We start from the raw sequence: 10659 nt of genomic DNA, 5'->3' as shown, positions 1-10659 counted from the left end.
CCCCGGGCTAAGCTATTGAACGCCGTTGGCGTAGAGATGGGATTGAGCGCAGGCGACTCTCCCAATGATTGGCACGCGAAGCTGCACGACCGCTCTCGCGTCGCGCTTACCAAAAAACCAATGCCCCACGCAAAAACCACGACTTCCAGAGGCAAGTGCTAGGTCAATGGCACTGGGCTGGCTGCGAGTGCGCGCCAGGCGGTGATGGCTTCGTCGGTGTCGATCGGCCGCCCCTCGCGATCGATGATCACCCAGGGTCGCGCCCGGCGAATCACGCCTTTTTCCATGAACTCACCAAACAACCGCAATCGCAGCGCGTCGTCTCCGCCGCTGATCTCACTGGTAAACGGTGCATCAGGCGGCCCCAGCAACACCGCTGTTTGATTGGGGGCTGATTCGGTGCTGTGGATGGCGCCAGCGATCCCATCCACTGAATCAACCCGGCACCCGCTACCGACCTCAGACACCAAATCGATGGTCGGGTGGGCATCTAGCAAGGTGGTCTGTACGGATATCAGCAGTTCAAAAACGGCCAATTGCTCATCGGTCGTGATCGAATCCAGCTCGATCGGGCGAATCACCACCCGAAATCCGAACTGACAGCCCTGGTCCTGTTGGGGATACGACAGGTGCAATTCTTGACCACGAACAAACTGTTCCTGCAAGGTTGGCAACGGTTGATCGTTGGACGACAACAAAGCCAAATCCTGATCAGCAAACAGCAGCCGAATTCCGTCTCGGCCACCGTGTGCTTTGATTCTCCAGACGCAATCGCCAGATTGCCACGCGGCAATTCCGATTCGGTTCGGTGCAGTCAACCACATCGTGAAGGAGTCTCTCGCGAATCAGAACGGAGCAGGGCGGATGCCCGGATTATTCATCAGCCGCAGAGCGCTGGCTCACGGTTCCCTGTTACCAACATTGCAATGTTCCAGGAACCGGATGCGAGCGCGTGCCGGCTGACTTTCGACGATGAATCTGCGTCTAGCCGGCGTACTCGGCACCAAAGAATTCTTTGCTGTCGTCGACGTTCGGTTTGATGGTCCGTGAACCCTCTTGCCAGTTTGCCGGGCAAACTTCGCCGTTTTCTTCAAAGAATTGCAATGCTTTGACCATTCGCAGTGCCTCGTCGACGCTACGGCCCAGTGGCAAATCGTTGACGACTTGGTGACGCACAACACCTTCTTTGTCGATCAAGAACAATCCACGCAGGGCGACACCACCGTCGAGCAGCACGTCGTAATCACGCGAGATTTGCTTGTTCATGTCGGCAACCAACGGGTATTGGGTCTTGCCGATTCCGCCTTGCTCACGCGGTGTGTTGGTCCACGCCAAGTGCGAGAAATGGCTGTCGACCGAAACACCCAGAATTTGCACGCCCAGTTTGGCGAATTCTTCGGTGCGATCGGAGAACGCGATGATCTCGGTGGGACAGACGAAGGTAAAATCGAGCGGCCAGAAAAACAGCAAGACGTACTTGCCTTTGTAGTCGCTCAGTGACACTTCTTGGAACTGACCGTCGGGCATGACGGCTTGGGCTGTGAATTCGGGAGCCTGCTGGGTAACCAATACACTCATGGGATCGGTTGAAACTCGCTTGTCGAGGGAAGTGTAATAAAAGTCGTGGGAACCGCTAACACTATCGAAAGATTGACGCGATTCGACAAGCGGGCGACAAAATTTCGCCGCTCAGCCGGGCGATCATTCCGCCGGCGGACGACGAGGTTTTTCGCCCCCTGGCGTCTCGTCCGATCGGTCCGCCCCCCGCCGATCCCCCTTGGGCTGCGACCCCGCGGATCGAGATGACATGGCGGCCTGGATTTCTTGACGCGACAATTGACCGTCGGCGTCGCGATCGGCCCGCTGCAGTAACCGGGCTAGCGCCGGCGGTAATTCGTCGGCTGACAAGAATCCATCGCCATTTTTGTCCTGCCGCATCAACCGATCCATACGAGACGCGGCATCGCCAGAATCATCTCCCCCCGGACGGCGATTCATTTGCATCCGACCGTCTTGATCGCGATCCGGAAATCGGGGCATCATCTCCCGCAGATCCAGCCGCCCGTCGCCGTTTCGATCCAGTTTCCGCAGTGCCGTGGCAGCCTGGTCGATTTCTGCGGTCGACAATTCACCGTCGCCGTCACTATCGAGTGCCGCAATCACCGGCATCCGCCGCAACATCTCGGCCCCAGCGCCAGGCGGACGATTGCCCTGATCCGTCGGACGGCCGAAGCGCCGATTGCCGGTTTGCCCGTCGCGTCGGGGGGACCGCTGTTCCGCAGGCCTGACATCTCCCGACTGGACGTTGTCAATTTGGGCCCGACCATTCGAATCGGGGGAATCGGTGTCCTGAGCGTCTGCGGTCAGGGCACCAATGATTAGAGTGATCCCCAACAGTCCCGATCCTAAGAACCCTGTCAGTCGCGTTGTTTGCCGTTGCATTTTGATCGTCCGATCGAGAAGGAAAAGTGATTCGCAGCCCCGCTTCGCCAAGCAATCCTCACAGGCGGACTTGCGCCCCTGTGGGACCGAAGTGGTAGAATGTCGTGTCGTGTGATTCGAGATAGCTTTTGATGTAACGTTCCGCCCGCCCCACAGTTTCGCACGAAGACGTGTCGAAGTTTACCGTTTTCGTTGCCAAGCTTTTCAAAGACCCAGGCGAAAAAGATGGATGAACCCACCGATGATCCCGTGCCCGCTTCGCTGGACAACGAAGGCAGCTACGTTTGTGACAACTGCGGTGAAGAAATTGTGATCCCGTTGGATCCTGCCGAAGGCCATTCACAAAACTATGTGGAAGACTGTCCGGTGTGTTGCAGCCCGAACGTGATTCACGTCGACTGGGATGACAACGAAGCGCGGGTTTGGGCCGAGCCCGAACAAGACCGATTTTAACCTTTGATTTAGAGAACCAAGATGCGACTTCCTCCCTGGGCCATTGAAGCGATCCGTAACGGGGTTGCCGACGTTGCTCGAAAAGCGAGTGATGCCGAGACGATCAGCAAAGTCAAGGAACAGGCTGCGGAATTGCTGCGTGATCTTCCTGAAAATGCCTCGCGTGGATTGGACAGCATCGTCAAAACCGCCACCGACACCGCCCGCGGTGCCGTCGACCAAGGTCGCCAAACGGTGTTGCGCTGGACCGAACGACAAACCGATTTAACCGTGCCCTGTCAAAACGCGTCTGGCGAATTGCTAAGCAAACAGGGTTCGGGCGTCCCGATTTCCGATCATGTACTGCAGGTCGGCTGTGACATTTTGCGTGGCGACTGTGTCGATCTCGAGCTGCGCGACCGATTGAACCAGTCGTTGGCCCGGATGGCGGATTTAGAAGGGCACCAGGTCGCTGTCGCCCACAATTTCGATGCTGCGATCGCCGCCCTGGGAATCCTAGCTAACAATCGTAGCATGGTGATGCACCGCAGCCAGGCGATTCGATTGCCGTCAGGGATGCCATTGCCCGACGCCTTGCCAGGTGTTTCGCTGAAACAATGCGGCGGTGTGCAAGCGATTGAAACCGACGACTTCGACGGCATTGATAATGCCTGTGTGTTGCTGGCCGATAACGGGGTGCAACCGATTTCACCAATCGATTTCGGCCGCGCCGATGTGATGACGGTGGCCATCACTCCGGTCGCGACCATCAAAGATTCCATCGCGGGCGTCCCCAGCGCCCAGTCGCTGTTGCAGTCCGGTGTGGATTTAGTCGTGCTGGCCGGCGGTCCGATCACCGGTGGCGTGGCTGCCGGAATCCTCGTGGGCGACAAAACACTGGTCGACTCGATCCGCCGCGATCAGCGCTGGAAGGCACTTGTCGCTTCCCCTGCCACCGCAGCGATGACGCTGGCTGCGATGACCGATCCGGAACCCAGTCCGGTTTCAGCGCTGGTTCAAACCGCCGAAGAAAATCTACGCAGTCGAGCCGAGCGGATGGCGATGCGTTTGACAGCGGATGAATCCGTCGCTGCCTGCCAGATCACCGATCAACCGGCATGCCTGGTGACCGGCGGGCGATGGAATTTTCCCTCGCGACAACTCCGATTACGCCACAAGACGCTGTCGCCGGAAGCCTGGGCCGCCCGTCTGATCAAACAGAACCCGGCGATGATCACGTCCGTGATCGGTGACCAACTGGTGATCGATCTCCGTTGGATCGCAGCCAGTCGCGATGGCGAAGTCGCCGACACCATCGAGACCTGTCAGTAGCACCGGGTAGCTGGGCCAGCCACAGCCCAGACGGCCTAAACCCGGGCGAGCCCAGCTACGGGAATCAGCGCCGACTGAACCCTGGCGGGATCAGCTACGGGAAGACGGGAAGAATCGTGTCGGTTGATGGTTGGACGTGTTAGCTGCGTTGTTGTAGCGCCGCATGGGATGGTGACGTGGCTTGTTTTACGCTTTCGACCAGATGCTTTAAGCGCGCCGGTGTGTTGCATTGCAGCGCGATTCCGATCACGGCGATGACGATCGGGATCAAGTGCGCCAGGTTGTTTCCGATCATCAGGAACACCGCGTTGATCACCGCCGGGCCTTCCATCAACGCTTGGCCGACCAGGCTGTAGGTGGCAACCGAACCGAGAAAGGTCTGGGCCGACGGCGGTAGCGGCGAATCGATTTCCAACGGAACCGGCAATGGTTCATCGGCGGATTGGAATTGACGGATCGCTTGCGATTTCATGATGCCTCGCACAGCCACCGCGGCGATCGCCGAGCCGAGAAATACCAGATAGCCGATCCCCAGAAAGAGCATGGCGTCGGCATCAAAGCGAAAGAGACTTTGCTGCTGGTCGCGGTCGGATAATGCCATGAACGTCATCACCGCAGTGATCATTACCAATCCACCGATCAATCCGAACGTGATGATCGACTGCACCATGCCAGAGGCTTTCAGCGTGGTGGGGGTCGAGCCTGAAAACGCGGATCCCCCTGGTGTATTCGTTGATGCCGCGTAAGGATTCTGAGCCGGATCAGTCATGAGATTCGCGTCCCCGATGCTTCGTGTTCTTCTAAAACTGTCGCCGTGAGACTTTACTATACCGATCATTTCGAGTTGCCATTGCCGCCGTCGCATCGATTTCCGATGGACAAGTATCGGCGGTTGCGCCGACATGTCGCCAGTAGTGACCAGCATCGCAACGATGTGTTATTGGTGCCACCGGCCGCCGATGACCGACAATTGACGCTGTGTCATGACGCCGGCTATTTGAATCGAGTCAAAACGGGGACGCTCTCTGCAGCGGAGATCCGGCGGATCGGATTCCCCTGGTCGCCGCAAATGGTTCAGCGGTCACGCCGTAGCACAGGAGCAACCATCGCGGCCTCACGTGGCGCGCTGATTGATGGCGTCGCAGCAAACTTGGCCGGTGGCACGCATCATGCGCAATCCGATGCGGGCGAAGGCTATTGTATTTTCAACGATGCGGCGGTCGCGATTCGAACGCTGCAACAAGAATCGTTGATCCGTCGGGCCTGTGTGATCGATTTGGATGTGCACCAAGGCAACGGGACCGCTGCAATCCTTAGTGGCGACGCCACCGCGTTCACGCTGTCGATGCATGGAGCCAAAAATTTCCCGCTGCGAAAGTTTCCCAGCGATCTGGACGTGCCGTTGGACGACGGCACCGCTGACGTGACCTACCTGGCGAAACTGACGTCCGCGTTGGAAACACTCGGCCAACACCACACCGCCTGCGGCGGGTTTGATCTGGCAATCTATTTAGCCGGCGCCGATCCGTATGCCGGAGATCGCTTGGGTCGAATGAGTCTTTCAAAATCGGGACTTCAGCAGCGCGACCGCCAAGTGCTGCGGTGGTGCGCCGATCGATCCATCCCAGTCGCCATCGCGATGAGCGGCGGATATGCCCCCGACGTGAACGACATCGTGGAAATCCATGCCGCGACCCTGGCGATCGCCAGCCAGATGATGCCACTGTGGGGCTGATGCGGCAACGCTCAGCTGTTGTTGGTGTGGAGGATTATCCGACCATTTTCAGACCGGTCGGATAAATCCTCCACACCAGCGAAGAAATGTTTTTTCGTGTTTCCTGAAACACTTTCCCAATCCGCCCGCTTGGTTGTTCAGTCAAGGACAACGAACGCGGCGAGCGACTCGGCAAACTCCCGCATTCAACTTTTAAACACACTTATTGCCGATCCGTTTCAGGGACCAAACCATGTTCAAACGAATCCTTTTTGCTGTTGCCCCCGTCGTGATGATCTTCGGCACCGTGACCGCTGACGACGACTTGCTGACTCAACTGGCAACCATGGACAGCGATTCGATCGTCGCTGTTGATCCAACCGATGTTGCCTTGGAGGATGAAGACGATTTCGGCCAGTCCGACGTGGACGCTTTGCTGGGCGACGACGACCAGGACCAGGACGCGGTGGCAGCCTGCTTCCGACGCATCGGATACGGCTATGGGCGTGGTTATAGCAGCTACGGATACCGATCCAGCTACAGCTACGGTTACGGCTACAACTGCTATCGCCCGTCCTACAGCTACTGCTATCGACCGGTCAGTTACACGTACTACCAACCGGTGACCTACCACGTGCCGGTCTACAGCAGCTACTGGGCATGCTATTAGGACTGACGCAATCCAACGAATGATCCTGGCCTGGTGAGTCTATCCAAGACAACTCACCAGGCTCTTTTTGTATCACAACACATTTTGTCCGGAGCACCCAAGTCATGAAACGATCTCACCATTTGCACCATCTAACACTCACGATCATCGTCGCAGCGCTGGCGTTGATCACGACACCGCGTTCGCATGCCGACGATATCGAACTGCAACGTTTACTTCACGGCGGCACGCGCTGTGACCATGTGATCGGATTGCTGATGCGGTACGGCGTCAACAACGATTCCGACGCGGTCGCAGCCAGGTATCTGCCAGGCCCGATCCAGATCCCGACGGAGGAACTGGGCGATTTGCAACTGGTCTCGATCCAACGGCACCCGTCGGCCGCCGCCGGGTGCGGACCGGCCTTGGACGTGGTGATCCAAAACTGCAGCACGCGTGATGTTTGCGGATCACGACTGACGGTTGTGGCTCTGCTGGGCCGCATCTGTCCGACTAGCCCGAATGTGACATCCACAATCGATTCGCTGCCGGCCGGCGAGGCCGTGCAAGTCACGGTGACGTTGCCGCCAGAAGCACTGGCAATGGGCAATTTAAACGGTCAAGCCATCGCCTTCGATCGGATCCTAGTCGCTGTCGACAGCTACGACCAATTCATGGAATCTAACGAAGCAAACAATTTGCGAGTCTTAGATGCCACTGAAGTACCCGAGATCGCTGTCACAGCAGCGTCACTTCCGGCGGAAGCGGTTCCGGCGGAAGCGGTTCCGGCGGAAGCGGTTCCGGCGGAGGCTGTTCCAACGAACACTGCCCCCGCCAACCCTGCACCGGCCGCAAGCGATCCCGGAGCGATGCCAAACCAGCCTACTCCAGACCAGTCGCAATCCGATTTGCAATCTGCGATCAACCAGTTCAGTGAAGTCGCAGCGAAACCGACAGACGAATCCTAAGTTTCTGCGTCAAGATGACGACGACTGATAGATCTCGGGATTCAACGACGGGTCGTTGTACATTTTCATTTGCCGATACGTCTTGTGCTGTTTCTTGCCGCTGAAGATATCAATTAGCAAGGCTTGCAACGAATGCGAGAGATCGGCGTGTTGTTGTTGGCACAATTCGATTCGTTCGGCCACTTTGGCGCGATGCTCCGCATCGGCGTCCTCGCGTTCCAGCTGTTCGCGATAGTGATACAACCGCAGCGACATGATCGACAATCGATCGATCGCGCTACCGGAGGTCTCGGTGTTGATCGGCGCGTCGCGTACGGGTGACACCTGGAGCTTGGCTAGCATTTCCGTGATCGCATCATCGAGTTGCTCGATCATGTCGTTGCGCTGCTGATTCAGTTTGTCGATCGCGCGTTTGACCGTGGCGATTTGGGCATCGTCAGCGGTGGGGCTGCGGGCGATGTCCTCCTGGTGCCACAGGCGATAGTTGTATTCGTGCTGGCGACACACCAATTGCTTGAAATCATCGAACGTGTTTTCGATCGGACCTTGGTGCCATGCCGCGACCGTATCGATCTGAAGCTGGGTGATTTCGGCAACCGAGGGCAGGTGTGTCGAGGTGACGGTGGGTGCGGACATGGCGCTGGATCTCGCAGAGTCGAGCCTTGGGGACAGGGTACAGTCGCCCCATTGTGCGCCGTTTGACTGCGCCGAGGCGATAGCAATCCGTGGGATTCTGAAACCCGCGTGTGACGTAATCCACCAATGCGAAACGACCTCCCCGTCAGAGGAGGTCGCTTGGTGAATCGCAGCGTTTGCCAGATCGGCCAGGCTTGACCTAGGAGACTTCTTTTTCGTCGATCCAGGTCATCATTTTTCGCAGCCCACGGCCGATTTGCTCGACACCGTGCTCGCGTTCGCGGCGACGCGTGGCTTTGAAGAACGCCGCACCGCCTCGGTTTTCCAGGATCCAGTTGCGAGCGAACTTGCCGTTTTGGATCTCTTCCAGAACGCGTTTCATCTCGGCCTTGGTTTCATCGGTGATGATCCGTGGTCCGGTCACATAGTCGCCGTATTCGGCGGTGTTGCTAATGCTGTAACGCATGTAGCTAAGCCCGCCTTCGTACAACAGGTCGACGATCAATTTCAGTTCGTGCATGCACTCGAAGTATGCCATTTCAGGCTGATACCCGGCTTCCACCAAGGTTTCGAAACCGGCTTTCACCAGTTCGCTGACGCCACCGCACAACACGACTTGTTCGCCGAACAAATCGGTTTCGGTTTCTTCGGCAAAACTGGTTTCGATCACACCACCACGGGTGCCGCCGATCGCTTTGGCATAGGCCAAACCGATTTGTTTGGTTTCTTCCGAAGCACCTTCACCGAGAGCGATCAGAGCCGGCACGCCGCCACCCTTTTCGTACTCGCTGCGGACCAAGTGTCCGGGGCCTTTGGGGGCGACCAACAGTGCGTCGATTCCCTTGGGCGGATCAATTTGGCCGAAGTGGATGTTGAATCCGTGCGAGCACATCAGGATGTTGCCCTTGGACAGATTCGGCAGAATCGACTCGCGATAGATGTCAGCTTGGACTTCGTCGGGCAGCAACAGGTTGATCACGTCGGCTTCTTTAGTCGCGTCGGCGATCGATTTCGGCTCAAACCCGTGGGAGACTGCCAAGTCGTAGTTGGCTGAACCGGGGCGTTGACCGATGATGACGTTGACACCGCTGTCACGCAGGTTTTGAGCTTGCGCGTGGCCTTGGGATCCGTAACCCAAGATGGCAACGGTTTTGCCTTTCAGGTGCGAAAGGTCGGCATCGTTTTCGTAATAGATGGTGGCTGGCATAACTGGATCGTCTTAGTAGATAGGTAGGTAGTTTGTTGTGAATGTCTGTTGTTGTGGGCAGGCTAAGCAGCGGCCCATTTAGGCGGCCCGCTCAGGCGGACGCCTTGCTGGTACCGTCGGCCACATCGATGTCGGCTTCGCTACGCACCATCGCAACGCGACCGGTGCGAACCAGTTCGGTGATTCCGTAGGGGCGAACACGCTCGATGAATGCTTGGACTTTGTTTTCACGCCCGCTGATTTCGATCATCAATTCGTCGGGCCCGACGTCCACGATGCGTCCGCGGAAGATATCGACCAACTCACGAATCTCTGCCCGTTTGGGACCGGCCGGTGCTTGCACTTTGACCAACAGCAAATCACGCTCGACATAGTCACGGCTGCTGACGTCCATGACACGGACGACGGTGACAATTTTTTCTAGTTGCTTGCGGACTTGTTCCAGGACGCGGTCGTCGCCGACGACGACAAAGGTCATCCGAGAAAGTGTTTTGTTTTCCGTTTCACCGACTGCCAGTGAGTCGATATTGAAGCCACGCGAGGCAAGCATCCCAGAAATATGGGCGAGTACCCCGGGAACGTTCTGGACCAGAGCGGAGAGAACGTGTCGCTGAGTGGGGCTGGGCATCAGTCCAAATTTGACCGTAAAAAGGAGGAAACGTCCTGAAATTCGAGCCCGGTAGGATAATTTTGGCTCGCCCAACCAACAAGGGCAGGGGTTTCCAAGTCAATTGCCCGCCAAAAGCGGGGCCGATCAACCCCGTAAATCGCTGCTGACGGGAACACAACTCACCAACGGGCCCGTTCGCGAACCTTTTGGGCAGTCAGCCCTCCAGCCACAAGTGGGTGTGCAGGATTCATCCAACCCGATTTGAAATCGCGCGAGGCTATAAAATTTCCAGCACGTCCGACCGTTGAGCCTTCTTCTGTAGCTGGGCTCTGGTGGTGCTCCGCGATTGAGAGCCGATGGGGAACATGCGTGATTGAGTCGCGGAGCGACGGGAGTGGTTAGCCTGGTGGCGTCTTCCCCAGGCGTTGATCGTCAAAGAATATCAACGAGCCCCGGAGGGGCGGTAGAGAATGTCGTCGCTCCGCGACTGCGCGGTTTGTTGTCGACCAATCCAGGGGTTTCACCCCTGGCTAACAAATGACATCGCTCCGCGATTGAGAGCGCCCGATCGTCTCCGCGATTGAGAGCCGGTGGGGAACATGCGTGAATGAGTCGCGGAGCGACGGGAGTGGTTAGCCTGGTGGCGTCAGCCCAATACCGCTAAATCGA

At 57.5% G+C, this 10659-nt stretch carries 13 protein-coding genes; 6 read left to right on the top strand and 7 right to left on the bottom strand.

Translation table 11 applies throughout. From position 1 onward, the window contains the following. Window positions 1-158: 158 nt before the first annotated feature. The 3 genes from NHH03_RS23415 to NHH03_RS23405 all read right to left on the bottom strand — a co-directional run bounded on the left by NHH03_RS23415 (window position 159) and on the right by NHH03_RS23405 (window position 2442). Complete coding sequence (locus tag NHH03_RS23415; protein WP_253160277.1) at window positions 159-818, bottom strand: hypothetical protein; 660 nt, start codon at window positions 816-818, stop codon at window positions 159-161. 166 nt (window positions 819-984) lie between these two features. Further along, window positions 985-1578, bottom strand: coding sequence for a peroxiredoxin (locus tag NHH03_RS23410; protein WP_253160275.1), 594 nt, complete (start codon window positions 1576-1578; stop codon window positions 985-987). Window positions 1579-1701: 123 nt separating this feature from the next. Further along, window positions 1702-2442: an EF-hand domain-containing protein gene (locus NHH03_RS23405; RefSeq protein ID WP_253160273.1), complete on the bottom strand. Its 741-nt coding sequence runs from the start codon at window positions 2440-2442 to the stop codon at window positions 1702-1704. Between the two features lie 225 nt (window positions 2443-2667). On the opposite strand from NHH03_RS23405, the gene NHH03_RS23400 reads away from it, so the two are divergent. Together NHH03_RS23400 and NHH03_RS23395 are read left to right on the top strand one after the other, a co-directional pair. After that, window positions 2668-2895: a CPXCG motif-containing cysteine-rich protein gene (locus NHH03_RS23400; protein WP_253160271.1), complete on the top strand. Its 228-nt coding sequence runs from the start codon at window positions 2668-2670 to the stop codon at window positions 2893-2895. A gap of 21 nt (window positions 2896-2916) precedes the next feature. Continuing rightward, window positions 2917-4206: a hypothetical protein gene (locus tag NHH03_RS23395; protein ID WP_253160269.1), complete on the top strand. Its 1290-nt coding sequence runs from the start codon at window positions 2917-2919 to the stop codon at window positions 4204-4206. A gap of 139 nt (window positions 4207-4345) precedes the next feature. Here the strand turns inward: NHH03_RS23395 and NHH03_RS23390 are convergent, their stop codons facing one another. Beyond that, window positions 4346-4807: a hypothetical protein gene (locus NHH03_RS23390; protein ID WP_253160267.1), complete on the bottom strand. Its 462-nt coding sequence runs from the start codon at window positions 4805-4807 to the stop codon at window positions 4346-4348. Between NHH03_RS23390 and NHH03_RS23385 the strand changes: the two genes are divergently transcribed. From NHH03_RS23385 to NHH03_RS23370, 4 genes are all read left to right on the top strand, one after another. Beyond that, entirely contained in the window at window positions 4806-4952 is a 147-nt protein-coding gene (locus NHH03_RS23385; protein WP_253160265.1) for a hypothetical protein, read from the top strand. The two genes, NHH03_RS23390 and NHH03_RS23385, sit on opposite strands and share 2 nt — an antisense overlap. A 68-nt stretch (window positions 4953-5020) precedes the next feature. Next, window positions 5021-5941, top strand: a complete 921-nt coding sequence (locus NHH03_RS23380) for a histone deacetylase family protein (RefSeq protein WP_253160262.1) — start codon at window positions 5021-5023, stop codon at window positions 5939-5941. 232 nt (window positions 5942-6173) lie between these two features. Further along, window positions 6174-6590 carry a hypothetical protein gene (locus tag NHH03_RS23375; RefSeq protein WP_253160260.1) on the top strand — a complete coding sequence of 139 codons (417 nt, stop codon included), beginning with the start codon at window positions 6174-6176 and terminating at the stop codon, window positions 6588-6590. A 104-nt stretch (window positions 6591-6694) separates the two neighbouring features. Then, window positions 6695-7537, top strand: coding sequence for a hypothetical protein (locus tag NHH03_RS23370; RefSeq protein WP_253160258.1), 843 nt, complete (start codon window positions 6695-6697; stop codon window positions 7535-7537). A gap of 9 nt (window positions 7538-7546) precedes the next feature. Here NHH03_RS23370 and NHH03_RS23365 read toward each other — a convergent pair whose 3' ends face one another. The 3 genes from NHH03_RS23365 to ilvN all read right to left on the bottom strand — a co-directional run bounded on the left by NHH03_RS23365 (window position 7547) and on the right by ilvN (window position 10008). Then, complete coding sequence (locus NHH03_RS23365; RefSeq protein WP_253160256.1) at window positions 7547-8173, bottom strand: DUF4254 domain-containing protein; 627 nt, start codon at window positions 8171-8173, stop codon at window positions 7547-7549. Between the two features lie 199 nt (window positions 8174-8372). Further along, window positions 8373-9380: a ketol-acid reductoisomerase gene (ilvC, locus tag NHH03_RS23360; protein ID WP_253160254.1), complete on the bottom strand. Its 1008-nt coding sequence runs from the start codon at window positions 9378-9380 to the stop codon at window positions 8373-8375. Between the two features lie 91 nt (window positions 9381-9471). After that, window positions 9472-10008 (bottom strand): acetolactate synthase small subunit, encoded by a 537-nt coding sequence (ilvN, locus tag NHH03_RS23355; protein ID WP_253160250.1) that lies wholly within the window; start codon window positions 10006-10008, stop codon window positions 9472-9474. Between the last annotated feature and the right edge of the window lie 651 nt (window positions 10009-10659).

It is taken from the genome of Stieleria tagensis, from assembly GCF_024129865.1.
Classification (GTDB): Bacteria; Planctomycetota; Planctomycetia; order Pirellulales; family Pirellulaceae; genus Stieleria; species Stieleria tagensis.
The sequence above is the reverse complement of the archived record's forward strand: the minus strand, read 5'-3'. Positions and strand labels throughout refer to the sequence as shown.

What these genes read in the sequence shown, in the direction of transcription:
- NHH03_RS23405 (WP_253160273.1), bottom strand. Translation starts at nt 2,442, where the DNA reads ATGCAACGGCAAACAACGCGACTGACAGGGTTCTTAGGATCGGGACTG.
- NHH03_RS23390 (WP_253160267.1), bottom strand. Translation starts at nt 4,807, where the DNA reads ATGGCATTATCCGACCGCGACCAGCAGCAAAGTCTCTTTCGCTTTGAT.
- ilvN (WP_253160250.1), bottom strand. Translation starts at nt 10,008, where the DNA reads ATGCCCAGCCCCACTCAGCGACACGTTCTCTCCGCTCTGGTCCAGAAC.
- NHH03_RS23400 (WP_253160271.1), top strand. Translation starts at nt 2,668, where the DNA reads ATGGATGAACCCACCGATGATCCCGTGCCCGCTTCGCTGGACAACGAA.
- ilvC (WP_253160254.1), bottom strand. Translation starts at nt 9,380, where the DNA reads ATGCCAGCCACCATCTATTACGAAAACGATGCCGACCTTTCGCACCTG.
- NHH03_RS23410 (WP_253160275.1), bottom strand. Translation starts at nt 1,578, where the DNA reads ATGAGTGTATTGGTTACCCAGCAGGCTCCCGAATTCACAGCCCAAGCC.
- NHH03_RS23385 (WP_253160265.1), top strand. Translation starts at nt 4,806, where the DNA reads ATGAACGTCATCACCGCAGTGATCATTACCAATCCACCGATCAATCCG.
- NHH03_RS23365 (WP_253160256.1), bottom strand. Translation starts at nt 8,173, where the DNA reads ATGTCCGCACCCACCGTCACCTCGACACACCTGCCCTCGGTTGCCGAA.
- NHH03_RS23370 (WP_253160258.1), top strand. Translation starts at nt 6,695, where the DNA reads ATGAAACGATCTCACCATTTGCACCATCTAACACTCACGATCATCGTC.
- NHH03_RS23395 (WP_253160269.1), top strand. Translation starts at nt 2,917, where the DNA reads ATGCGACTTCCTCCCTGGGCCATTGAAGCGATCCGTAACGGGGTTGCC.
- NHH03_RS23375 (WP_253160260.1), top strand. Translation starts at nt 6,174, where the DNA reads ATGTTCAAACGAATCCTTTTTGCTGTTGCCCCCGTCGTGATGATCTTC.